This is a genomic window from Paenibacillus dendritiformis (genome assembly GCF_945605565.1).
Lineage (GTDB): Bacteria > Bacillota > Bacilli > Paenibacillales > Paenibacillaceae > Paenibacillus_B > Paenibacillus_B dendritiformis_A.
Genome location: NZ_OX216966.1, coordinates 2,105,575 through 2,130,678, shown reverse-complemented (window position 1 = coordinate 2,130,678; position 25,104 = coordinate 2,105,575). Strand labels below are relative to the sequence as shown.

18 protein-coding genes are annotated in these 25,104 nt (G+C 56.8%); 3 read left to right on the top strand and 15 right to left on the bottom strand.

The annotated features are described in order from the left end of the window. Positions 1–54: 54 nt before the first annotated feature. The 12 genes from NNL35_RS09260 to NNL35_RS09205 all read right to left on the bottom strand — a co-directional run bounded on the left by NNL35_RS09260 (position 55) and on the right by NNL35_RS09205 (position 19,794). A complete protein-coding gene (locus tag NNL35_RS09260; protein WP_006675695.1) occupies positions 55–3,444 on the bottom strand; it encodes an AfsR/SARP family transcriptional regulator in 3,390 nt (1,129 codons plus the stop codon). Positions 3,445–3,537: 93 nt separating this feature from the next. Further along, positions 3,538–5,094, bottom strand: a complete 1,557-nt coding sequence (locus NNL35_RS09255; protein ID WP_006675696.1) for a class I adenylate-forming enzyme family protein — start codon at positions 5,092–5,094, stop codon at positions 3,538–3,540. Then, positions 5,063–6,244: an acetyl-CoA C-acetyltransferase gene (locus NNL35_RS09250; protein WP_006675697.1), complete on the bottom strand. Its 1,182-nt coding sequence runs from the start codon at positions 6,242–6,244 to the stop codon at positions 5,063–5,065. The genes NNL35_RS09255 and NNL35_RS09250 overlap by 32 nt, the downstream gene beginning before the upstream one ends. A gap of 176 nt (positions 6,245–6,420) precedes the next feature. Next, a complete protein-coding gene (locus NNL35_RS09245; RefSeq protein ID WP_006675698.1) occupies positions 6,421–8,397 on the bottom strand; it encodes a methyl-accepting chemotaxis protein in 1,977 nt (658 codons plus the stop codon). A 1,033-nt stretch (positions 8,398–9,430) separates the two neighbouring features. Continuing rightward, on the bottom strand, positions 9,431–11,065 hold the full coding sequence (locus tag NNL35_RS09240; protein WP_006675699.1) for a putative polysaccharide biosynthesis protein: 1,635 nt from the start codon (positions 11,063–11,065) through the stop codon (positions 9,431–9,433). Between the two features lie 58 nt (positions 11,066–11,123). Beyond that, positions 11,124–11,609, bottom strand: coding sequence for a DUF456 domain-containing protein (locus NNL35_RS09235; RefSeq protein WP_006675700.1), 486 nt, complete (start codon positions 11,607–11,609; stop codon positions 11,124–11,126). 24 nt (positions 11,610–11,633) lie between these two features. Next, the gene (locus tag NNL35_RS09230) at positions 11,634–12,371 is read right to left on the bottom strand and encodes a Cof-type HAD-IIB family hydrolase (RefSeq protein ID WP_006675701.1); all 738 of its coding nucleotides are present in this window, start codon (positions 12,369–12,371) and stop codon (positions 11,634–11,636) included. A 588-nt stretch (positions 12,372–12,959) separates the two neighbouring features. Then, positions 12,960–13,622, bottom strand: coding sequence for an SGNH/GDSL hydrolase family protein (locus NNL35_RS09225; RefSeq protein ID WP_083835504.1), 663 nt, complete (start codon positions 13,620–13,622; stop codon positions 12,960–12,962). 88 nt (positions 13,623–13,710) lie between these two features. Next, on the bottom strand, positions 13,711–15,810 hold the full coding sequence (locus NNL35_RS09220; protein ID WP_006675703.1) for a peptidoglycan D,D-transpeptidase FtsI family protein: 2,100 nt from the start codon (positions 15,808–15,810) through the stop codon (positions 13,711–13,713). 183 nt (positions 15,811–15,993) lie between these two features. Continuing rightward, entirely contained in the window at positions 15,994–18,102 is a 2,109-nt protein-coding gene (locus tag NNL35_RS09215) for a peptidoglycan D,D-transpeptidase FtsI family protein (RefSeq protein ID WP_006675704.1), read from the bottom strand. 88 nt (positions 18,103–18,190) lie between these two features. Next, complete coding sequence (locus NNL35_RS09210; protein WP_006675705.1) at positions 18,191–19,357, bottom strand: transglutaminase domain-containing protein; 1,167 nt, start codon at positions 19,355–19,357, stop codon at positions 18,191–18,193. Beyond that, on the bottom strand, positions 19,354–19,794 hold the full coding sequence (locus tag NNL35_RS09205; protein ID WP_006675706.1) for a hypothetical protein: 441 nt from the start codon (positions 19,792–19,794) through the stop codon (positions 19,354–19,356). Before NNL35_RS09205 ends, NNL35_RS09210 begins: the two co-directional genes overlap by 4 nt. A gap of 152 nt (positions 19,795–19,946) precedes the next feature. Here NNL35_RS09205 and NNL35_RS09200 point away from each other — a divergent pair, with 152 nt between their 5' ends. Together NNL35_RS09200 and NNL35_RS09195 are read left to right on the top strand one after the other, a co-directional pair. After that, positions 19,947–21,125 (top strand): MFS transporter, encoded by a 1,179-nt coding sequence (locus NNL35_RS09200; protein ID WP_006675707.1) that lies wholly within the window; start codon positions 19,947–19,949, stop codon positions 21,123–21,125. Positions 21,126–21,562: 437 nt separating this feature from the next. Further along, positions 21,563–21,913, top strand: a complete 351-nt coding sequence (locus NNL35_RS09195; protein WP_006675708.1) for a toprim domain-containing protein — start codon at positions 21,563–21,565, stop codon at positions 21,911–21,913. Positions 21,914–21,928: 15 nt separating this feature from the next. Here the strand turns inward: NNL35_RS09195 and NNL35_RS09190 are convergent, their stop codons facing one another. The 3 genes from NNL35_RS09190 to NNL35_RS09180 form a co-directional block, all read right to left on the bottom strand. Next, entirely contained in the window at positions 21,929–22,543 is a 615-nt protein-coding gene (locus NNL35_RS09190) for an SCO family protein (protein ID WP_006675709.1), read from the bottom strand. 50 nt (positions 22,544–22,593) lie between these two features. Beyond that, complete coding sequence (gene cyoE / locus NNL35_RS09185) at positions 22,594–23,526, bottom strand: heme o synthase (protein ID WP_006675710.1); 933 nt, start codon at positions 23,524–23,526, stop codon at positions 22,594–22,596. Positions 23,527–23,665: 139 nt separating this feature from the next. Beyond that, on the bottom strand, positions 23,666–23,974 hold the full coding sequence (locus NNL35_RS09180) for a hypothetical protein (protein ID WP_006675711.1): 309 nt from the start codon (positions 23,972–23,974) through the stop codon (positions 23,666–23,668). Between the two features lie 139 nt (positions 23,975–24,113). Between NNL35_RS09180 and NNL35_RS09175 the strand changes: the two genes are divergently transcribed. Beyond that, positions 24,114–25,103 carry a metal-dependent hydrolase gene (locus tag NNL35_RS09175; RefSeq protein ID WP_040730352.1) on the top strand — a complete coding sequence of 330 codons (990 nt, stop codon included), beginning with the start codon at positions 24,114–24,116 and terminating at the stop codon, positions 25,101–25,103. Position 25,104: the final 1 nt, after the last annotated feature.

Here is a 25,104-nt window from a genome sequence, read left to right as displayed (position 1 = left end):
CCCGTTCATCATAAGAGGGTCAGGTTGCAAATCAGTTGCACTCCAATCCGGTCATCATTCGGTTACGGCCGCCATCAATTCCCGAATGCTCGCCATCGGCTCGATGCCAAGCTCATCCTGCAGCGCCGCCGCGCACTTGCGGTACCATTTGAGCGCCTGGTTCCGGTTGTTCATCCGGAGATGGCAGGCGATCAAGATGCGGTAGGCCTCTTCCCAGCAGCGATCCTTGGCCGTCATCGCCTCCGCCCAGTGTACCGCCTTATCGTAAGCCCCCGCCGCGATATAATGGCGGGACAGCCGTTCCGCTCCGCGCATGAACAACACCTGCAGCCGTTCTCGTTCCTCGATGCACCAGTCCTCATAGCGCCGATCCGGCATATAGTCTCCCTGGTACAAACGCAGCCCCTCCTCCAGCCGGGACACGGCCTCGGCCGCCTCATCCGCTTCAAGCCCGGGCGCGATCAACTGCTCGAAGCGATCCGCGTCCAGCACCCACCCCGCAGCCGGATTGAGCTGGTAGGCCTGCCCCCGCCGCAGGATGAAATAAGGCGAGGACCGGGCGCGGCGATGAGGCTCCAGTGCCGTATTCAGGGCGTTGAGCGCGACTTTGAAATCGCGGTTCGCCGCCTTCTCTTCCGCTTCGGGGAACAGTTGGCCAAGCAGTTCTTCCTTCGATACCGGGCGATGGCGGCGGGTCACAAGCAGCTGGAACAGCTCCTTCGCTTTGCCGCGCTGCCAATCTTTCTCCTCCAGCTCCACATCGCCGAGGCGGACGCGGAATTCGCCCAGCGTATCGATATAGAGCGTATAGCCGGGATGGTACGTCAAGCGGTCCATGCCAAGCTCCGAGAGCAGCGAAGCGGCATACGCGCGGCACAGATCGAGCCGGACCGCTTCGATGAGCAGCGGGATGAGCTGCTGCGTATCGCTTGGGCCGAACAGCGTGCGCCGCGTGAACAGAAAGGCGTATCCTTCCTGTTCGGCCAACGTCAAAAAGCGTTCCATCGAGACCGCGAACCAACTGTCCCGCTCCAGCCGATAAGCGATGAGCGCCTGCCACATTTCCGCCGAAGCGCAGCCGAACTGATCTCCGCATGCGACGAAGCGCTCGCCGCATTCGCGAAACACCTGCTCCGCTTCTTCACAGCGGTCGGCATAGAACAGCGCCATGCCCATGCTCAAGCGGATTAGCGCGGTCAGCCAGCCATCATTGGCGCTCTGCGTTCCATCCCAGGCGGTCTGACCGTACCGAAGCGCCGTCTCCGCCGAGCGCGCCCGGCCGTACAGCAGGCACAGCCCCATATACGGCTCCGCGCTTCCCCGCTTGACCTCCAGCCGCTCCATGATGGCCAATGCCTCGTGATAGCATTCCGCGGCCACGCCGGCATCGTAGGTGCCCATCAGCTGTGCGGCATGCCCCATTCGCATCCAGCCGCATGCTTCCACGAACGGGGCCTTCAAGCGGATGCCGTGCATCATGCCGTCCTCCGCCCCCCGCTTGGCCGGAGCCGGCTCGCCGCGCATGCTGTCGATCATCGACAGCAGCAGGTCAATCTCCCGATGCGAGCGCGACAATGTCTTCGGATGATAGCTGAGGCCGTTATAACGCATTCCTTCCCCCCGCTCCAGCTGCTCGGCCCGCAGCAGCTTCGCCCTCGCTTCGCGCAGCCGTCCCGTCCGCAGACACAGCCGCGCCTCCAAAATCCAATCCCGGCTGTCCCGGTCGACATGTATCGCGCGATCATACCAGATCTGCGCCTCCATCCCTCTGCCCGCGTTCAGCATATTTTCGGCCATCATCGCATACAGCCGCGCCAATTGCTGCCGCCCTCCCGCAGGTCCGTGCCATGCCGAGCGATAAGCGGCGAGCGCGTCTTGAGCCTGCGGGTCCGTCCGATTCCCGGCTGGCCCGGACGGCCCCTGTTCCGCCGCCAGGCCTGCTTCCGCTTCTTCCGCTAACGGCGGGTAATATCCGTATAGCGCTTCGGCCAGTGCAATCGCCCGCTCAAGCAAGGGCTCCGCCAGGCCTGGGCGAATCGTGTCCAAATATAAGAGCGACTGTCCTTCGAGCGCCAGCATTTGCACCATCCGGTTGCCTACGCTTCCGGCCCCGTACTCGGCCAGCCGATACTGCTCGCCAGAAGCTTCATATTGACATTGGTAGCGGAAAATATCGCCCTGCAGCACAAGCAGGTAAGGATGCCGGTGCTTCATTCGCTCCGGCAGTCCCGCCAGCGCGGCGCAGACGAGCTCCAGGCGGCCGTTCCGAATGAGCTTGCTGCCTCCGTCCTGCAGCAATAGCGCCATCTCCTCCGGGTCCTGCAGGTCGGCCGCTTGCATTATGGCCAGATCATACCGCTTGCGGGCGGCAAACACATGCACCGCCTGCCTCAACAAGGACTCGCGCCGTTCCGGCTGCCGTCCAAGCTGTTCCGTCAAGAATTCGCGGAACAACGTATGATAGCGGAATTGCCGTTCATCGACCGCCGACAGCATGCCGCTGCCGCAGAGTTGAAGGAGCAAGGCATGAGATCCGTGCCTTCCGCATACCGCATCGCACCACTCCCCGGTCAGCTCGTCGAAGATGCTCGTCTCGATCATGAAGGTACGCATAGATGGCGGCTGCTTCTGGAACAGCTCCAATGCCAAATATTGAAACAGATCCTCCATCGTTTCCCGGGGCGCCTCAAGCGCTTCTGCAATCGTACCGCCAGATGCAAGTAAGCGCTGCCAAATAAGCTGAACCGCAATGATCCACCCTTCCGTCTGCTCGTGCACCCGCCGGACTTCGCTTGACGTCAACGGATAGTCATAGTAATCGCTGAACAGAACGTCAATTTCTTCTTCATTAAAAGCAAGGTCTTCTCTGGCGAGCTCAAGCAAATGGCCGCGGATACGCATTGAAGCCAGTCTGTCCCACTGCGGCCGCGAACGGGAAGAGATGACAATTCGCAGCTTGTCGCAATCGGGCAGATAGGCAAGCACGTACTGCATCCACTGTTCAATGCTGTCCGTCGCTTCCACCAGATGATAGTCGTCGATGATGAGCAGCGTCTGCTCCGGAAGCGTGGTCAATTCATTCAAAAACAAATCCGCCAACGCATAAATATCCTCGCTGCCGCTCCGGCTTCCGCCTTTCATGTCGCCAAGCATTGTCTCTCCGAATCCGGGTACTGCTTGCCTGAGCGTATAGACGATATGAGATACAAAAGGAATAAAGTCATTGTCTTGGGGAGCAACGCCGTACCATGCATACGTCAAATCAGAGGATCGAAGAAATGCGGAGAGCGCTGTCGTCTTGCCGAAGCCCGGACCCGATGTCAGCACAGTGAGCGGATAGTCCGGGATGCGGGACAGCCGCTTCGCGATTCGGGGACGGTGAAGCAGCTGCTTTTTCAAGGGAGGCGGCATCAGCTTCATTTTAAGCACGCGTCCTTCCTTCATAACGAACCTCTCTTTCCCATATTCTCCTGTATATTGTAGCATAATTGATTCCTTTGCTAATCTGATTTGCGCAAAAAAAGCGGCCGACTTGCGTCAACCGCCGAACCATTCCTTCATCTGCTTCTTATCCAATTTGCCTACGGCCGTTGTCGGCAGCTCCCGCACGAACAGGAACCGCTTCGGCACCTTGTATTTGCCGATGCGCGCCGAGCAAAAAGCGGAAAGGTCCGCCTCCGTTACCGCAGCCCCCCCGTCAACCGCGACAACCGCCGCAACGACTTCTCCCCATTTCTCGTCCGCCAGCCCGACGACCGCCGCCTCTTTGACGCCCGGGCAGCTCTCCAGCGTTTGCTCCACTTCCAGCGGATATACGTTCTCTCCGCCGGTAATGATCATGTCCTTTTTGCGCCCGACAATATAGTAATAACCGTCCTTATCCCGCGAAGCCAGATCCCCCGTCATGAACCAGCCTTCACGCAAGGCCTCGGAAGTCGCCTCCGGGTTATTCCAATAGTGCGAGAACAGATGCCCGCCCCGAAGCGCGAGTTCACCGACCTGATTCGATCCCGATCCTGCGGAGCCTCCTGGGAGCGGAATAAGCTTCGCCTCGCTGAATATCATCGGAAGACCGACAGAGCCCGGCTTCTGCGCCGCAATCGCCGGATCAATCACGAAGTTGTTCGGCCCGGATTCGGTCGCTCCGTATCCTTCCTTGAACGGAAGCCCTTTCGCTTGGAAGGCTTGATATACCGATAGCGGGCAAGGCGCTCCTCCCGACAGGAACGCCCGCATCGTCGGGAACTCCGCCTGCGCGAACGCGCCGGAGTGGACCAGCATATGGTACATCGTCGGCACCATGAGCGCGATGGTGCAGCGCTCTTCATTCAACAGGCGGACCATATCCTCGCACTGAAATGAACGAACCAGGACGACCGTGCCCCCGGCCATCAGCACCGGCATCGTGAGCGCATTCAGCCCGCCCGTATGGAACATCGGCAATACCGTCGGCGTCACATCGGCGGCCGTCAATTGCCAGCTGACGACGGTGTTGACCGCATTCCAATATACGGATCCATGCGTCAGCACCACCCCCTTCGGCTTCCCGGTCGTGCCGCCGGTATAGATTATCATCCACGCATCGCCATGCGCCGGATGATGCCGCCGCACCACCGCGCAGTCCAGGCTTGAGTCCAATGCCGCGACAGACAGCAGGGCGCAGTCCGCTAGCGGAAGCCCCGACGCGAGCCGCGCCATCTCCGGCTCATCGCCGTCATACACCATCAGCTTCGGTTCGCAGTCCAGCATAATGCCGTGAAGCTCCGCTGCGGACAGCCGCCAATTCAATGGCACCGCAATCGCCCCGAGCATGCCGCAGCCGAGCACTGCTTCCATCATCTCCGTCTGATTGTGCAGCAGGACGGCCACCCGATCGCCAAGCCCGATGTCCGACGACTGCAAGGCCGCAGCCAGCCGCTCTGCGCGGCGGTGCAGAGTGCGGTAAGTAAGCCGGAGCCCTCTATGCCAATCTACCGCGGCAATCCGATCCGGAGTATGCCGGCAGCGATTGTCGAACCAATGAAGCGCACTGTCATGCATCGCCCGATCCCTCCGTTCCGGTTCAGCTCCGTTCGATAACAACAGCGACACCATGACCGCCTCCTACGCATAGAGCTGCCGCACCATATCGAATGTGCCTGCGGCGCATCTCATGAATCAAGGTGACCAGCACACGCGAGCCGCTCGCGCCGATCGGATGGCCGAGCGCAATGGCCCCGCCGTTCACATTCACCCGTTCGGAATCAAGCTCCAGCTCGCGCATAACGGCCAGCGCCTGCGCCGCGAACGCCTCATTGATTTCGAACAGGCCGATGTCCTGCAGCCGCAAGCCTGCCCTGCGGATAGCCTGCGTCAGGGCAGGGACCGGACCAAGCCCCATCCACTCCGGCTCAAGCCCGACTGCGGCGTACCCGCGAATGGCTGCGATCGGGGCGATGCCGTGCTGGTCGGCCGCCTCCCGGCCGCATAATACGACAGCCGCCGCACCGTCATTGATGCCGGACGAATTGCCCGCCGTCACCGTGCCTTGCGTTCTGAAGGCCGGCCTCAGCCTGGCCAGCGCCTCCATCGTCAGCCCCGGACGAGGGTGCTCATCCGCCGCGATCAGGCGGGCACCGCCCTTGCGATCCGCAACGGATACCGCGACAGTCTCCTCTTGGAACCGTCCGTCCTGCATCGCCGCTTGCGCCCGCTGCTGGCTCTGCAGCGCGAAGGCATCCTGCTGCTCGCGCGCCAGTCCATAGCGCTCGGCAAGACGCTCCGCGGTCCATCCCATCGGCTGACCCGTAATCGCGCACGTCAGCCCGTCATGCAGCACCGAATCAACAAGCTCTCCATGCCCGTAGCGGTAGCCCTGGCGGGCGTTCTTCAGCAGGTAAGGAGACTGTGACATATTTTCCATGCCGCCCGCCACAATCACGTCCGCATCCCCCGAACGGATGCACTGGGCTCCCAGCATCACCGCCTGCAGGCCCGATCCGCATACGAGATTCACGCTCGTCGCCGGAACCCGCTCCGGAATTCCTGCCTGCAGCGAGGCCTGCCTCGCTCCGTTCATTCCTATTCCGCCCTGCAGCACCTGCCCCATATACACCTGGTCTACCTGCTCGCCTGCCATTCCCGCACGTTGGCAAGCTTCCTTCATGACAGCGGCCCCCAGCTCTGTGCCCGCCGTATCCTGGAAGCTGCCCTGAAACGCTCCAATCGGAGTACGCACAGCACTCGCAATGAACACCTCGTTCAAGTCGTCCACCTCTTGTTCAGTCTAGAGTCGCCTCCAGTTAACAGGAACAGGGTTGCAAATCGGTTGCATCGGTCGTCAGATGCCTCCTTTCGAGGCGAACTTCAATTATGACCGCAACAAAAAGAGCGCCGGCCGCTTTCGGCTCGAACGCTCTCGTGATAACGCTCTGTCTATATTCAGGACTTGAAGCGCGCGGACAGCTGCTGCAAATCATCGGCAATGCTCGCCAAGTGATTCGCATACGACGCCATCTCCTGCATCGCCGCATTTTGCTGCTCACTCGCTGCCGCTACGGTCTCCATTTCCACTAATGTCACATTAGTCATTTCGCTTGCGGCATCGAACGACTCGATCATCTCGCCATTGGAAGACGCAAGCTGGGCGCCCAAATCAGCCACATGGCTCAATTGAATGTTCATTTCATCGATCGCTTGGAACATATCCGAGAATCTGTCCGTCACCGTCTGCGTCAACGCTTGTCCCTCGGCTACCGTCTCGACTCCGTCCTGCATGGTGGCCCATACCGAGTCGGAGCGCTCTCTCATTTGCTGCACGACGCCCGTAATCTTGCCGGCCGCTTCCTTCGTCTCCTCCGCCAGCTTGCGGACCTCGCCCGCGACGACGGCGAAGCCGCGCCCGTGTTCGCCAGCCCGGGCCGCTTCAATCGACGCATTAAGCGCAAGCAGCTCCGTCTGGGCAGCCACCTCTTGAATAAAGGTAACGATGCGGTGAATATCATGCGACTGCTGATTCAATTGTTGGGTCTCCGCCTTGGCCTGTTCCGTGTTCCGCGTGATGGCCTCCATTTGCTTCCGCACATTCTCGAGCGCCTTTTCCCCATTCACGGCCCACTCGCTCATCTCATGCGCCGCATGGGAAGAATTTCCGACCAGTTCGACGACGCGCTTGAGATGCGCCGCAGATTGATGCGCTTGGGAAGTTGCGGTATTCAAGCGCTCATTCAGCTGGGCCGACTGCGACGACACTTGCTGGTAAGATGCCGATACTTCCTGCAAGGAGCTGAGATTCTCCTCGGAATTCGCGGACAGCTCCTCGGCGGAAGCCGCGACCGATTCGGATACTTCGCGGATTTGCATCATAATCTCGGATAATGCCTGCGACATCGCATTGAAGTTTTTCTCCAGACGGCCGATTTCATCTGTCCGTTCGCTTGTTGGAATGCGAACCGAGAAATCGCCGGTGGCGATCCGCTCCGTCACTTGCTGAATCCGAACGACAGGGCGGATGATGTTGCGGACAAATCTCCACAGAAATAATCCGATAAGCACGATAAGCACGACGAGGAACACGGAAGCGATAATGACGATCTGATTCGCTTGCTGATTGATCTCGCCAACGCTAAGTACCGAGACGATATTGATGCCGAACTTGTTCCGCTTGTCGAAGCTGATGAACTCGTTCCGGCCGTCCGCGCTGGACAGGAACTCGCCATATTCGTCCGTCAGCAGCTCACTATACTGCTCCTTGTCCACTTGAGTCCCTGGCTCATATTCCGGGTGGAATAAGATACGATTGTCTTTGTCGATGAGACTGATATATCCGCTGTCTCCGACTTTGAATTGGCTTACCGATTGCTTGATGTTATCGATCGAGACATCGATTCCGGCGACACCGGCTCCGTTAGGCAGCGAATGCGAGAACGTCATAATCAGTTTTCCTGTAATGATATCCTGATAAGGCTTCGAGACGATGACCTCGCTCGGGCGCTGCAAGGCCAACTGATACCATTCGCGTTGGGTGGCATCATCAATGCTGAGCTTGCTGCCGTTGCTGTCGAGATACTTGTCTCCCAGCACCACGTAGGCATTTAAAATCGTGTTGACGTCTCCAGCCAGATCCGTTACCCGATGCTTGATTCGCTCGATGTCCTGCGGGTACTCACTAATCCCGTTGGCCAAGCTGCCAATCATATGCGCATTCGTCTCGTACGATTGATTCAGCAGCCGCGAGATCGATTTCGTCGCTTCATTGACCTCTTCATACATCATATTCTTCGTGTTGTTCGATGCCGTAATCGTCAACACGACGATAAGAATAATCGTTGGAACGATGATAAAGCAGGTGAGCAGCAGAATCATCTTTCTTTGCATGGACTGCCGAATCGACTGCGCCCAGTTTTTACCGTATTTCACTGTAAAATCTCCTCTTTGTCCGTTTTAAATTCAACTCTGTACGTATATCGGACATTTTCGCTATAATTTTTTATACTTTTCAGAAAAAAAGTCAAAAGGTAATTAAAGGTAATCAAGCGGATTTATCCTCCCCTTGGCACCTTTTGTGGCACTCTCCCATTCGGTCAGGTTCATGCTCCGGGCATCCTTACAGGCACTCTCCCCTCTGCTCAGGCCATCGCCCCGGCATCCTTACAGGCACTCTCCCCTCTGCTCAGGCTATCGCCTCGGAATCCTTACAGGCACTCTCCCCTCTCCTCAGGCTATCGCCCCGGAATCCTTACAGGCACTCTCCCCTCCGCTCAGGTTCAGCCCTTTACCAGTCCTTGTCATCATTATCCCATTCAATCAGTTCATTCGATTTCAATCCAGAGTCGGATAACAATCCTCATAGAAAAATCAAACCATTACTTAAAACTCCAGCTCGACTTGGGGACTATCAAAAGCCTTACAATCATGAGTAACAAAGTGAAGGAAGTTAATCCTGACTAACGGGGAGATTGAACATAAGAGGTTAGGAGCATTTTCGCCTAGCTGAACTAATGGGATAATGCATATAAGAGACCACATACACTAGTTCACGGTGTTCCTGACCCATGGGGATAATACGCATAAGAGGTCACCCACACTAGTTCACCGCATTCCTGACCAATGGGGATAATACGCATAAGAGACCGCACACACTAGTTCACGGTGTTCCTGACCCATAGGGATAATACGCATAAGAGGTCACCCACACTAGTTCACCGCATTCCTGACCGATGGGGATAATACTCATAAGAGGCCACACACACTAGTTCACGGTGTTCCTGACCCTTGGGGATAACACGCCTAAGAGACCGAACACACTAGTTCACGGCGCTTCTGACCATAGGGGAGATGGCAGGGGTGAGGCCGTCTTTTACAAATAAAAAAGGCCCAGCCCCTCTCTTTCCAAAGGGACTGGGCCATTCAAGGCTTCGCAGATTACGCTCTCGCAAGAACGAATGCGGGGTTATCTCCGCGCACGTCCGCGTGCCGCTCCGCCCTGCAGGCGCATTAATGGGCGCAGCGCCTTCTGTACTAACCGCGGGTAGCTTCCGAGTTCATCCTGGCGCACGACGCGGAACGCGACGAGACCCACGACGAACAACGCTACAACGACCAGCGCCACGAATCCGGCGGTGAGCATATAGACAAGCTTGGCCGGCATGATAGCGACCAGCTGCTCGCCCAATTTCTCGACGCCGAAGCCGATGCCGCCCGCCAGCACGATCGTCAACAGGAAGCCTGTCCAGCGGTTGCCGAGCACCTCGAACGGAACGACCTTCTTCATGACCCGCAGGTTAAGCCATGTAATGATGAGGAAGCTGATCATCGTACCTGCGATAATGCCGTAGATACCGAAGTAATTTGCGAGCAGGAAGCTCGACAGCAGCTTGATCAGAATGCCAAGCGTTACGCTAATCATGGCGATGTATGGCTTGCCCAACCCGATAAGAATCGAGCTGGATGTCATCATCGTTATCTGGAATATCGTTCCGATCGTCAGCATCGCAATAATTTCCGAGCCGTCCAGCGAGCTGAACAGGAAGCCGTTGACCGAGAATGCGCCGACGGAGAGGGCAAGCACAATCGGCATGCCGCTCAGGACGGAAATCCGCATCGCGAGCGAGGTCTGCCGCTTCAGATGTTTCATGTCCTTCTTCGCATAGGCCGCAGAGATAACCGGGATAAGCGAGGTGCTGAGGGCAATCGCCAAAATCGGAGGAATCCCGGCAATCGACTGTGCCCGCTGTCCAAGAATCGCGTACAGATGAGCCGCCTGGGCTTGTCCCACATCCGGGGACAAGAGTGGAATCGTAATCGACGTATCAATGAAGTTCACGGCCGGCACAGCCAGTGATGATAGGACAATCGGCACCGACATGGCAAAAATCGACTTGAAAATATCGCTTAAAGGGACCTTCTTGGCCCCGGATCTACGGGCACGGACGCCGGCCTCCCGATCCGCCTGCCGCAGCTTGCGCAAATAATGGATCATCACGGCGAACGCCCCGATGCTCCCCAGCACGCCGCCGAACGAAGCGGCAGCGGCCGTCCATTCTTGCGACGCTCCCGATTGCATGAGTATGAAGGCCAATCCAATCGCCGTGATGACCCGTAAAATCTGCTCCACAATCTGGGACATCCCGCTCGCCTGCATCATATTGCGGCCCTGCGTATATCCCCGCATCATGGCGATGACCGGGAACAGGAGCAAGGCAGGCGCGAGCGCCCGGATCGCCAGCGCGGCTTCCGGCAGTTGAATCATATTGGCATATACAGGAGCAAACAGTATCAGCAGTATCGTCACGATCAGGCCGGAGCCGAGACCGAACAGCAGCGCCGCATAATAGACGCGCTCCGCTTCCCGGACCCGGTTCAGCGCATAGCGCTCCGATACCATTTTGCTCAACGTGCTGGGGATGCCTGCCGTCGCGACCGCCAGAATCAGCAAATAGACCGTCTGCGAGGCGGCGAAGGAGGCATTGCCCACCGATCCGAGCATATGCTCGAGCGGCACGCGCTGAACCAGGCCGAGGACGCGTGCCACCAGCGTTGCGGCAGCAATGATGATCGTTCCTTTTATAAATGATTCCTTTGCCAAACGTTTCCCTTCTTTCTGTATGCCGTCTTCACCGGGTGCTGCTATGCACCGTTTTCAATTAGAACATGAACACCCACGTGAAGAACAGGACGATCATCACGATCTGAAGAACAATTTTTACGGCTATGCTGGAGAACAGCCCAACGACCGCGCCCCAGGACGATTTCATCGCCTTTTCCACATCGGCTCCCGTAAAAATCTCGCCAAGAAAAGCGCCGAGGAACGGTCCAAGGACAAGACCGAACGCCGGAATGAGAAAAGGGCCGATAATAATGCCGATCGTGCTGCCGACTACCGAGGCTCTCGAACCGCCATAGCGCTTGACGCCCCATGCATTGACGACATAATCAGCGACGAACAGGATGACCACAATCAGTGTCTGTATCGACCAGAACCAGAATCCGAAGGACCCGAATCCAAAAAACAGCCCGTACACGAAGAATGCGGCGTAAATGGCGAGCGCGCCCGGCAAAATGGGATAAATCGCGCCGGCCATCCCGACCGCGAATAATACGAGTACACATAACCAGCCTAAGAAGGTCATCAATAGGGCCCTCCTCGTTCAGACTTACTTCAGCACATACTCCCAAATGGCTTGGGCAATGCCGTCCTCATTATTGGATCGCACGACGGCATCCGCCGCCCGCTTCACATCATCCTGGGCATTCCCCATCGCAATCCCAAGGCCCGACGCCTGAATGGCGGCCAGATCATTCAGGCTGTCGCCGATGGAGACGGTCTGGGACATCGTGCATCCGATCAGATCGCATACCGTCCGCAGACCGGATGCTTTATGAATTCCGAATGGATTGATTTCGATATTATCAGGCGAGGAATTCGACAGCTCGAGACCGCCTAAGACGCGCAGCTCCTTCCAAAGCGAGCCGAGCACATCCTTGTCCTCATTGAAATAACCGAACTTCAGCCAATCCTCGCTGTCGATATCGGCATTCCAATTTTCCCGATTATATTGCCGCTTCGTGGAATAAGCCCAGAACCAGGTGTCATGCGATTCCGACAAGGCCACCAGACGCTTCACCGCCTCGCGATCCAGCAAATGGCGGATATAAATCTGATGCGGCTTCTTCCATACTTCGCTGCCGTTCACAGTGACCATTGGGGAATCGAGACCCAATTCCTCCGCGTAGGGCACCGCATTTTCGAACGCGCGTCCCGTAGACAGGATGACCGTGATGCCCGCTTCGCGCGCGTCCCGTATCGCCTCTCCGGTCTTTTTGCTGATGCGGTGATCGTCAGTCAGCAGCGTGCCGTCCATATCAAGAGCTAACAATCGATATTTAGTCATGTTCGTATCCACTCCTCAAAAAAACACGCCAAAACACATAACGCCATTGTACCATAACACAGCATCAGCAACAAAGACTTACTGCCTAGATCTTCAGCGCTCATCAGTCTAACGCTATCGCGGAAGCAGCGCATATGCCTGCCCTGCTTCCTAAGCTGCCCGGTCAAGAACCGCCTATCGTCCTCCGATTTCGCTGCCATGAGCCTTCGCCACAGGGATAATCGCTGCCGCGGCTGCATCCGGCCTGTATAGGTGAGCTTCGAATCCGCTTCAGGCGGACAATCCGATGACGGCGCTCAGGAACAGGAGGGTCATAATGAACCGCTTAAACGCCGAGTTCCATTTCGACTGCTTTGGCTTCATCGCTGCCAACACTCCTTTATTCGCACATATGCAAGCTGAGGTTCCTTCCTGACTCGCCCATTTTTTAACGGGGCCAACTCTATTGGATAGAGGCAACTTTTAGGTTGCAAAAAAGCAAGGGCGTTGAGATATCGTATGCGGACCACCCCTGGCAGGTGACTCACATGACGGTTATCCCGCACGCCCGGTCTTGCTCGTTTCACAATTTATCGTCTCCGTACTGGATCATTTAAGCTTCAATAGTTCTGCGAGGTGATCCGCGATGCAATCGGCATAGATCCGGTGTCCCCATGCCGTCGGATGGGTGCCGTCGTCTTCCCCGCTATTCTCCTTCGTACGCAACAGATCAGCCAGCCGCGTGCCAGAGTGCAGCTCGCACTCCCACCGTGCGGCTGCATCCGCAAGTCGCGTATTCGTCTTGATCGCTACCTGCCGCACCGCCTCATTATATTGGTCGATCCAGGCCTGCGCTCCCGAGGGCGATTCGTACCACGCCTGCGGATGCCTGTGGTAGTAATAGGATGCATCCGTTCCCTCGATGATGGAATGAACCGTGCACAGAATCGGAACACAGCGGTTCGAGCTCAGCGCTTGCACGATCCGCTCTAGATTGCTTCGGAATTCGTTAACAGGAACCGTCGGGCGGTTCGGCCCAACCGCGACATGATCATTCATCCCGAATAATACGGTGCATACATCAGGACTCCGTGCCAGCACGTCCTCCTTCATGCGCCCCAGCCCTTGCGCGCTCGTATTGCCGGGAACGCCTGCGTTCACGATATCCATTCGATAGCCCTGCCCCAATAAGTATAGAAACGTATCCTCCGGCCGCAGAAAAACACCTGCCGTAACACTGTCTCCCAATCCGATAAGCCGCATGATGACCATCCTTTTCCCAGCGGAGCGTTGACTTGGGCTCGCCCTCGCGGGCTTTGTCCTTGAGCGAACGATCCGCGTCTTCGCTTCCGCTCTGCCATTATTCCGCGTCCTGCCCGCCGGAGCTGTCCGCCGGCTCCTTCGCCTTCTTCTTCGGCTTGCCTGTCAGGCCATAGACCTCGTCATAGGCATCGAAGATAGCCCGCCCGATCGGAGCGGCTCCGTAGGCGCCGAATCCTCCCTCCGGAACGACGACCGCTACGGCGAGCTTCGGCTTATCCTGCGGCGCATAAGCGATGAACACCGCGTTGTCGAGCATTTCTCCGTTCACCCCTTGCTGCTGCGAGGTGCCCGTCTTCCGGTAATAAGGATACGGGAAGCCGTCAAAACCATGCGCAGTCACTTTGGACATGCCATCCTCGACAATGCGCCAGTATTCATCCTCAATCTTCGTCTGATTCAGCACTTCACGGCCGAAGGTCCGGATTACCTGTCCGTTCCCATCGGTAATCTTGCTGACGAGCTGGGGCTTAATCCGCTCGCCGCGGTTCGCCAGCGTCGCGGCGTACTGGGCCAACTGCAGCGTCGTATATTTGCCCATCTGTCCGAAGGATGCTCCGGCAAGCGCGGATTGGGCGCTGTTCTGTTCGGCGTCAATGAGGTAATCCTTCCTCCCCGGCTGCTCAAGCGGCAGGCCGCTGCCCGTCAGCACGCCGAGACCGAACGCCTCCATGTACTCATCCCAGATCGTGAGGCCGTTCCTGCCATTGACGGTCGGCAGGCTGTAGAGCCGCTTGCCGATCATGTCGATCATGAAGGAGTTCGACGACACTTGCAGGGCCCTCGATGCCCTGATGGGTCCGAAGGACGCATTGCCCGAATTCCAGATCCGCCGGACTGACCCGGCGCGCCCGATCTCGGCATACCCGTAGTCGGGATAGGTCTCGCCAGGCGAGAACAGCTTCTCCTGGAGACCAATCAAGACGGTCAACGGCTTCATCGTCGAGCCGAGATAGACGACCGAGCCAGGATGCTTCATGCGCTCGTCATTGTCCTCGTAGGGAGCCGGCACGTCCCGGATCGCCCCATTCAACAAATAATATTGATATTTTTTATAGTTCTCGGGACTGATCGAGCCGTTCTTCCATACATCCGGATTATAATCCGGCATGCTGGCGATGGATACGACATGGCCCGTCTCGACTTCCATCGCGACCGCGAAGCCGGTGCGGGCGTTCGGCGCACGCTCCGAGCGGTTGGTCGAATTGCGGATTTTCTCCAACGTCCGCATAATCGCCTCTTCGGTCGCTTTTTGAATATCCCGGTGGATCGTCAGATGAATGTCATTGCCGCGCTGCGGCTTCGTCACTTCCATCGGCCCGATGACCCGGTTGGCCACATTGACGGGGAACTTCTTCACTCCGTTCAGCCCCCGAAGCTCTTCCTGATACATCCGTTCGATGCCGTCGAAGCCGACATCCTCATAATCCAGATACAGCTTCTCCTGCGGCAGCTTGTTCCGGTTGTCGAACAGGTCTTGATAGAAGCCCGGCTCCGCGCGCACGCCCTTGAACTTCTTCAGATAACCGACCGTCTGCACGGCCATCGGGTTGTAATTGCGCACGCTGTCCTCCACAATATCGATGCCCGGGAACTCCGGCTTATGTTCGAGAAAATAAGCCACCTCCTGCCGGGTCAAGCCGGTCTTGATAATGCGGGGCGTATACGAATAATTGACCCGGGAGGACAAGTCCATCAGCACATGGTAGATGCGGTTGGCCGTCAATGTCTTCTCCTCCGGTTCGCCATACCGTTGGAACGTCTCGGCCAGGCGCTTCGCCAATCCATAAGCCTCGGCCCGGTTCTCCTGCTGCGCCTTCGTCAGCTTCCCGCTGGACGGATCGCCATAATTTTTCTCAATATTGAAGTACAACGACTGCGTCGATGTGGAATACGCGATCGGTTGGCCTGACGCGTCAAAAATCGTTCCGCGAAGCGGCGCGATCGGAGCCGCCTTATAGCTGAGCTCGTATTCCTGCTTCTTGAGGCTCGGGCCTTCCACGAACTGCAGGATCGCCAGCCGGACAATAAGCACGCTGAAAATGGCAAACGTCAGAAAAAAGAAAATATTCAAGCGGAATGAAAATTTGCGGCGGTTCACCAGCTCCCGCTTCTCCGGATCATCATGGGGATGAATCACTGGTCCGATCATCCTTTCTGCCCATGAATTTGTCTCGATACATTATTTTACCACATATGTATTACTTGATGTCAAAGACCCGAACTGAAGGAACATCAAAAGACGCTGACCGTTCGCAGCGTTCCCCCCATCGGGCAAACCGCTTATGCGAACGCATCAGCGTCTCGTATCGTGACTATGCAATTATTCCGTACCTTGCCCGGCAGACGTATCCGCCTGCTCATCCTTCAGCTCATCCGGCTTCTTCTTCGGCGTGCCGGTCAAGCCGTACACCTCATCATACGCGTCGAACATCGCCCGCGCAATCGGCGCGGCACCGTACGACCCGAAGCCGCCCTCCGGCACGACGACGGCGACGGCCAGCTTCGGCTTATCCGCCGGCGCATAAGCGATGAACACCGCGTTGTCCACCCGTCCCCCGGATACGTCCATCTGCGACGTACCCGTCTTGCGGTAGAACGAGTACGGGAAGCCCTCAAAGCCGTGAACATTAACCTTCAGCATGCCGTCCTCGACGACATTCCAGTAGGCATCGTCGATCTCCGTCTTGTTGAGCTCTTCGCGGCCGAAGGTCTTCACGACTTGGCCGTTGCCGTCGGTAATCTTGCTTACCAGCTGCGGCTTGATGCGCGTGCCCCGGTTCGCTAACGTGGCGGCAAATTGGGCGAGCTGCAAGGTCGTATATTTCCCCTGCTGGCCGAAGGAGGCATAGACGAGCGCGGATTGTGCGTTATTGCGCTCGGCCTCGTGCAGATAATCCTTGGCTCCCGCCTGCTCGCGCGGCAGGCCGCTTCCGGTTGGCACGCCAAGCCCGAAGGCTTCCATATACTCATCCCATACCTTCAGCCCGTTGCGCCCGTTGACCGCCGGCATGGAATAGAGCCGCTTCCCGATCATATCGACCATGAAGGCGTTGGAGGACACTTCCAATGCGCGCGAAGCTCCGATGCGTCCGTAGCCGACATTGCCCGAGTTCCACACCTTGGTCTCGAAGCCGACCCGTCCGAACTGGGCGTATCCGCCGTCGTAATAGGTCTCGCCTAGAGCGAACAGCTTCTCCTGGAGGCCGATCAGCACCGACAACGGCTTCATCGTCGATCCGAGGTAGACGACGGAGCCCGGATGCTTCATCCGCTCTTTGTCGTCCTCATAGGGCGCCGGGACATCGCGGATCGCTCCGTTCATCAGATAGTATTGGTATTGGTCATAATCCTCCGGAGTGATCGACCCGTTCCGCCATACGTTCGGATTGTAATCCGGCATGCTCGCCATCGCGACGATATTCCCGGTATCGACCTCCATCGCAACCGCATAGCCGGTGCGTGCATACGGCGCCCGCTCCGAGCGGTTCGAAGAGTTCCTGATCCGCTCCAGCGTCTGCATGATCGCTTCCTCGGTCGCCTTTTGGACATGGCGATGAATCGTCAGATGGATATCGTTGCCGCGCTGCGGCTTCGTCAGCTCCATCGGTCCGATGATGCGATTCGCCACATTGACAGGGAACTTCTTGACCCCGTTCAACCCCCGCAGCTCTTCCTGGTACATCAGCTCGATGCCGTCGAAGCCGACATCCTCGTAGTCGAGATATTGCTTCTCGGACGGCGTCGTGGCGCGATTATTATAAATATCGTTATAATACCCCGGATTGTCGCGCACGCCCTTGAACTTTTTCAAATACCCGACCGTCTGCACCGCCATCGGATCGTAGTGGCGCACGCTGTCCTCGACGATATCAATGCCCGGGAACTCCGGCTTATGCTCCAGGAAGTAAGCTACTTCCTTCTGGGTCAGGCCGGTCTTGATAATGCGCGGCGTATACGTAAAATTGACGCGCGCCGACAGATCCATCAGATCGTTGTAGATGGCGTCGGCGGTCAGCGGCTTGTCCTCGGGATCGCCGTACTCCTTGAACACGTCGGCCAACCGCTGGGCCAAGAGCTTCGCCTCTTCCCGATTTTTCTTCTGTGTGTCGGTCAGCTCCGCCTTCTTCGGATCTCCGTAATTTTTCTCAATATTGAAATATAAGGACTGGGTCGAGTTCGAATAGGCGACCTGCTCTCCGGAGGCATCATAAATCGAGCCCCGAAGCGGAGGAATTGGCGTCTCCTTATAGCCGAGCTGCGCTTCCTTCTCCTTCAGGCTCGGGCCTTCCACGAACTGCAATATCGCTAACCGGACGATAAGTACGGAAAACACGGCAAACGTAACAAAAAAGAATAAATTCAGCCGATGCGAAAAATTACGCCGGTTGATGACTTCACGCTTTTCCGGATCATGATGAGGGTGGTTCACTGCTCTATCAACCTTTCTCCCGCTGTAACTTGCTTCCCAACCATTTTAGCATAGATAGGAATCCCCCTTCAAAGGCCTAAATCGTGGATTAACTCCCCGCGATCTTGTCCGCCACATGCGTCTTGGCGAATTCCGGCGGATTGAACCAATCGCCCGAGCTCGCCCAGGTGGCATCTAGCGGAATCCAGCGCTCTTCTTCCGAGAGCCAGACCTCGTTCCAGGCATGAGGGCCATACCCGCCCTGACCGTCATAGCCGAGACCGGTCACGACCTTCACCTTCAAATCTGCCGCCCGGGCCATGACCGCATAGAGACGGGCGTAATCGATGCAGACGCCCTGCTTGGATGCGAACGTATCCTGCGGAGTCTGCTCTTTCCACACCCGCTTCGTCTCATACTGCTTCGCCTTGTCCCAGTCATACTGAACGCGGCTTCCGATCCAGTCGTACAGCTTGCGCGCCTTCTCTTCATCCGAGCGTGCGCCGGCCGTAATGTCCACGGCAGCCTGTTCGATGTCATCGGGAATATGGGAATCGACGACTTCATATTTACGCTGCATGAGCGATGTAAGCTCTTCGGCGACCTGGGAAGTAAATACCGGCCATTGGGACGAGATAAAATCGCCGGCGACCGGTTCGATCAACTGTTGGGCTGCCAGCCGGTATGCTTCCGAATCGCGGATGACCGCGCTCGCCTTCGTATCCGGCTGCCACGTCACATAAGCGAACAGCACAAGGATGACGAGCAGCGCCCGCGCCATGCCGATGATGCCGCCCAGCACCGCGCCGGCGATCCAATTCCCCAGCGTCTTCAACGGTCCGGCCGACGCCGCACCCTGCGGAAGCTCAGCCCGTTCCCTGCCAGCGGCCGGAACCAGAGCGCTTAGCGCCCAGCCGGCTATCCAGCGGATAATCATATATATCAACGCGAACAGCACGGCGAAGCGAAGCAGCGGGAAGTCGCGAATCCCGGTCACCAGCGTATAGCCGATCTGCTCCCACCACGACAGCTCCCGCGCCGGAATCGCGATGCTCCATTCGACCATCTGGCGCTGCACAAGCGGAGACAGCGTCATCGCTATCCAATAGGAAGCCAGCGCAGAGACGACGACGGCCGCGGTATCCAACACAAATGACAAAAGGTGACGAGCGGAGCCGGAAGCCCCTCTCCTCACCCCTAGCAGCACCGAGAGAAGCACGATGACGCCAAGCAATATCGTCACCACATTCCCGTCTGTAAGCATTTGCCAGCTCATTGCTTCTGCTTCGCCTTATCAATGAATTGGCGCAGCGTGTCGTTGATATCCCATTCGCCGAGCGGCACGCCGCTGAACGACACGTTCACTTTGCCGCTGTCCGACTTCCCTGTCAGCACCAGACTCGGCGTCTTGATGGTGTACGTTCCGTCCTTCTCGGCCGTATACGTCGCTTTTTTCGCTTCATCAAGCATCGCCTGGGTCGCCTGCTCCTTCAGCTTCTGCACCGTCTCATCCTTCACGTTCGTGACCACCTGATCGATATTATCCCATGTGATGCCGCTGTACACGGCGACCGCGGCGATAATCACCAATACAAGCGCCCATTTGACCATCGTCTTCACGAAGCTGACAATAACGAATAAGACGATAAGCGCGATAAGGAAAATGAGCCAGTTCTGCTTAATAAATTCAAACCACATATCCATCTGATTCACCTGACAACCACCTTTCCACCACGTATTATAGCATCATTCCCATTATTTGTGGCAATCAGCCCCGCCTTGAGCGAGGGTATCGCATCTTGGGGTACTAAGTTCGTCCCTTCCAACGTACAAGTATAGCATAGCGATTTGGAGGTGACTGAACTTTGCGCTCAGTGCTGTGGCTCTATTTATTCTTGTTCGTTGCTTTCTTTGATTTGCACGCGCAATACCCGATTCTAACCCCGTTTGCCATCTCAATAGGTGCGGCGCCCTCCTTCATCGGATTGATGATGGGTATGTACTCCTTTACCCATCTGCCGGGCAACCTGCTGGCCGGTTACGGAATCGACCGATTCGGTAGCCGGATTTTTATTGTGTTCAGTCTGATCGGCGCCGGGATAATCATGATTTTGCAGGCCCATGTCGTCAATCCTTGGGAGCTGCTCGTGCTGCGCTCCATCAGCGGATTCGTGCTCGCCTTCCTGTCACCGGCCTGCTTGTCCCTCCTCGCACGCATGGCCCGGGATCATGTGCATCAAGGGAAGCTGATGGCCGGCAACGGCCTCATTCATACGCTCGCCTCGGTCGTCTCTCCGGCCGCCGGCGCGTATCTCGTCGCCAAGATCGGGTTCGGCATGGCCTTCCAGGCACTCGGCATTATGCTGCTCATCGTCGGGGTGCTGGCCTGGTTCTTCATCCGGGATATCGCCCAGGATGCCGTTTCTTTGACGCCGCAGGCAGAAGGCATTCCTTCACAGCCGCTTAAAGAGCCGGAATCCGCGCCTGTCCCATGGCGCTTTTATTTCATGCCGCTTGCCATCTCGCTGTCCCAGGGCATCCTGTTCTTCGAGCTTCCGCTGATGGCGGACGCGCTCGAATCGATTATGCGGGCCGGCATCCTGTTCTCCGCCGTCAGCCTGGGCGCATTGTTCACGTTGAGCCTGCTGTTCCTGAACCATTATCAACCGTATACGAGGACGTGGATGGGCGCATTCGCCTTGGCGCTCCTCTTTTTCGGACTGGCCATCCATTGGCCGGTGCCGCTGCTGGCGACGCTGTTCCTTATCGGAATGACCAAAGGAATCATTTTGCCTGCGATGTCCTCCCATTTGATCTTATTAAGCGGAGGAACCCGTTTTGGCAAAATATTTTCCATTCTGGCGATCGCCTCTTCCATCGGCTCCTTCCTTGGCCCGATGATCGCGGGGCAGATTAGAGATACGATTTCGCCTTATTTTATCGCATTTGTCGTGCTTATGATTGCGGTCACGCTGCTGCCGGCGAAGCAAGCTTTTTTGCCGCCTTCTCTTCTCCCCGCAACGCGCACGACAACGCGGGTATAATGCCGCATCCGCCCATTCGGGCGGATCTGGGTATATGCACATGCCCCGCGGCAGGCGCTGACATAGTATAGCATTGTAACAAATGACCCGTCGAGAAAGCGAGGTGAAACGAGATAAGCCACTGTTACCATCCTTGCGGACCTGGTCCTACGGCTGTGGCTCCGGCAGCGAAGCCGGCTCCTGTCTGTGGTCCCGGATTCTGGACATCGACCGGCACCATCCTCGTCCTTTATATCTTGCTCGTCATTATTTTGCGGGCGCCTCTCTACTAGCAGTCATTTCGGTTACGCTCTCTCCTCATGCGGCTTGCCAACCCTGGCAAGCCTCTTTGTGATGGTACGAGAAGCCCTTGCAGGCGGCTGCCCGGATTGTGGTGTGTGTGGTACACTATCGGTACAGAAGAATGGCGATAATGGCTACAGCAGGGGGTGGCACTTTTGGATATTATCATCATCGTGGAAGGGAAGAACGACCGCAGCCGGCTGCGGCGGCTTCTCAGCGAGGAAGTGGGCATCTTGTGCACGTTCGGCACCTTAAATACGCACCGGACCGAGCAGCTACGCAAGGAAGCGCACGATAAGGACGTCTACTTGTTCCTGGATAATGACGCATCGGGCAAGCGGATACGCGGCATATTGCGGGATGCGTTCCCGGAAGCCGAACATATATACACGCGCCGCGGCTATGCCGGCGTCGAGGGAACGCCTGATGAGTACTTGATTCAGCAGCTCGAAAAGGCGGGGCTGGACGAATATATTTTATATCCGGATCCGGCCCCGCCTCTGTGAGTTCCCTATATTTCGTTACGCTTTTACGAGACGAGCTACATCTTTGGCGATATTTTCAGGGGAAGCCGTCTCCAAATCATTCGCGTTATAGTACTTGCGAACATTGCCGTCTTGATCGACCAAGGTGATGACGTTCAGATGCGTGAAATTTCCGTCCTCGTCCTTGAAGACGCTGGATCCGAACTCCGGCATCATCTTCGCGACATCCTCTTCCTTCCCCCTCAGGAAGTACCAGCCGCTATAGTCGGCATTATATTTCTCCGACCATTTCTTAATCTCCTCCAACGTATCGCGTTCCGGATCAAAAGAAATCGATACGATGCTCGCGTCGGTGCCGAACATCCCCTTGTCCTGAAGCAGCTTCTGCACTTCAGACAAGCGGTATGTCGTTGGCGGACAGACATCCGGGCAGTTGGTGAAATAGAAATAGAACAAGCGGACCTTGCCGTTCGTATCCGCCAGCGTCACCGTGCTGCCGTCCACATTTTGCATGCTGAAATCCGGCGCCTTCTTGTCGAGCATCGGAATGTCCGGTTCCCGCGGCCAATACAGAATGGCCACCACGATCGCAAAGACCGCGACCAGCGCCCCAAGGAAAATCTGAAAAGAATACTTCTTCGCCCACGACATGCTACGTTCCTCCCCCTAGCTTCCCATGCTATAACCTGCAGAATGCGTCCTTACGCTTTCCCCATCGTGTCCAGAATCATGACCAGCATATTCAGCATCAGGACGTTAATGGACCAAATGAAGTTCTTCTTCGCCCAGGCGTCGGTGTCCTTCGCGCGGAAGCCCGCAATGCAGATGAACAGCCAGATCGCATTGATGATGGTGCCGAGGATGCCGTAAATAATGCCGGTATAGCCGTACGAATAGAACAACCAGGATACCGGCAGCAGCAACACGACGTACGGAATCATCTGCCACTTCGTGCGGGTAATGCCCTTAACGACAGGCAGAAGCGGATAGCCGGCTGCGCGGTATTCCTCCACGCGCCGGATGCCGAGCGCCCAGAAATGCGGCGGCTGCCACAGGAATAGCAGCGCGAACAGCAATACTGCCCCGACATCAATCTGACCCGTGACGGCAACATAGCCGATGACGGGAGGCATCGCTCCGGAAATGCCGCCGACAGACGTGCTCCAGGTGGAGGTGCGCTTGAGCCACAGCGTATATATGACAACATAGAAGAACATGCCGGCGATGCCCACGACTCCGGATAGTACATTCACGAGGCCGAACAGCACAGCAAGCCCGGCTGCGCCCAGGATGATGGCATAGCTAAGCACCGTGTTCGGCTTCAATCGTCCTTCCGGCAGCGCACGCTTCTTCGTCCGCTCCATCTTCATATCGAAATCCCGATCGAAATAATTGTTGAATACGCATGAGGATGCGAGGACCAGCGTCGTTCCGACAAGCATCCACAGCAGCGTAAGCCAAGGAATGTCCCATTTGGCCGCTACCCAAAAGCCGGCGAACGCCGCCATCAGGTTCGAGCGGATAATGCCCGGCTTCGTTAATTGAATAAACTCTTTCCATAATCCGACCCGTATCGGCCCTGGCGTTAATGTAACGGAATCGGAAGGCCCCCGATAAGTCATTTGTTTATCCACGCGACCCGTTCCTCCTTGTTGTGTTCAGAGAAAAGCAGAATCTTTTTCTTTCTGCTGTAATTTTTATCATAGCAAATATATCCGAACAATGACAACGTTTCGAGGAATCGTTCATCAATTTGACACCGTCTTAAGCCAGTTATTCCTCCGGTACGATTGGAGAACGCTGGAACTCCCATATATGCAATTTGTCCACGCCCCCGGCAATGCATGCGGTGACCTCATCCCAGCCGTCCGTCCCCTCTCTTCGGAGCTTTTTCAGCGCGGCATAGTCATCCGCAGTCGTTCCGAGCCATTGCTCGACAAATACATTCGGCTGGTCGGTTCCTTCATACAGCACGACGTCAGGCCGATGCTTCAGCTGGCGCCGGATCACGGTCAAGTACCTCTCTTTCGCCTCCGGCAGGATACGGTATTCCACAAATATAATGCGATCCATCTGCTTCATGCTGGTTCTTCATCCTTTCCTATATCATTGATGCACTTTAGCGAACACGGGAATTTCCCTATTATTTCAAGCGGGAAGTTTTTGCCTCCACGTCATATTTTGGTACAATCCTGCTCACAATACAAGCGAGGTGATCGAAGTGGATACAAGCACACATGTCGTCATGGGGTTAGGTCTGGCGGGATTGTCGCAATGCGACCCGGTCGTCGCTTCCGAGCCGGCTACCGCGGCAGCCGTGTTTTTGGGGGTGATGCTTGGATCGCAAGCACCGGATGCGGATACCTTTTTCAAGTGGAAAAGCAATATTTTATACATTCAGCAGCATCGGGGAATCTCCCATTCCCCGCCCATGGCGGTCGTATGGTCCGTCCTTATTGCGGCCTTGTTGGCAGGCGTTATGCCAGGCGCCTCCTTCCGGCACGTGCTGGCATGGTCGGCGCTGTCCGTCGTCATCCACATCATCGCCGACCTGTTCAACCCTTACGGGACATTGGCTGCATGGCCGTTCGTGAACCGGTGGATATGCTGGAATATTATCGCCCTGTTCGATCCGTTTATTTTCTCCACCCATCTTGCCGCGATTGCATTGTGGGTGACCGGGCTCGTCTCTCCCCGGATCGTCTTTCCGATTCTGTACGGCGCGCTCGTTCTGTATTACATATGGCGGATCCGCGCTCATCGCCAAGTTGAGCAAGGGTTGCCCAACCGGGACCCTGAATATGCAGAAGGGGAATCATATACCGTCATGCCCACCGTCGCCCTATCCCGGTGGAATGTCGTCAAGCAAAGAAGGGACGGCACTTTCCGGCTCGGGCACTGGAAGCGCGGGACGGTAACATGGACCGATACGGCCCGATGCAGCGACCATCCGCTGGTCGAAGCCTCCCAATCTCATCCTGCCGTGCAGGCGCTATTGGACACTTCCCGCTTCGTCTGCGCCACCCTGGAATCGACACGCTACGGCTACGCCGTGCGCTGGGCAGACGTCCGTTACCGCCATCGGAAGCAATTCCCGCTCGTTGCGCTTGTCATGATGAATAAGGAGGGCGATGTTCTCGATTATTTCGTCGGCTGGCTGAACAGGCCGGGCAGGGCCAAGCGGTATGGCCTGGAATGGGAGCGAAGCTGAA

Excerpts from the sequence above, each read along its gene's own strand:
- NNL35_RS09235 (WP_006675700.1), bottom strand. The coding sequence starts at position 11,609 with ATGACCTTCTTAGGCTGGTTATGTGTACTCGTATTATTCGCGGTCGGG.
- NNL35_RS09180 (WP_006675711.1), bottom strand. The coding sequence starts at position 23,974 with ATGAAGCAGATGGATCGCATTATATTTGTGGAATACCGTATCCTGCCG.
- NNL35_RS09210 (WP_006675705.1), bottom strand. The coding sequence starts at position 19,357 with ATGAGCTGGCAAATGCTTACAGACGGGAATGTGGTGACGATATTGCTT.
- NNL35_RS09190 (WP_006675709.1), bottom strand. The coding sequence starts at position 22,543 with ATGTCGTGGGCGAAGAAGTATTCTTTTCAGATTTTCCTTGGGGCGCTG.
- NNL35_RS09255 (WP_006675696.1), bottom strand. The coding sequence starts at position 5,094 with ATGGTGTCGCTGTTGTTATCGAACGGAGCTGAACCGGAACGGAGGGAT.
- NNL35_RS09225 (WP_083835504.1), bottom strand. The coding sequence starts at position 13,622 with ATGGTCATCATGCGGCTTATCGGATTGGGAGACAGTGTTACGGCAGGT.
- NNL35_RS09260 (WP_006675695.1), bottom strand. The coding sequence starts at position 3,444 with ATGAAGGAAGGACGCGTGCTTAAAATGAAGCTGATGCCGCCTCCCTTG.
- NNL35_RS09230 (WP_006675701.1), bottom strand. The coding sequence starts at position 12,371 with ATGACTAAATATCGATTGTTAGCTCTTGATATGGACGGCACGCTGCTG.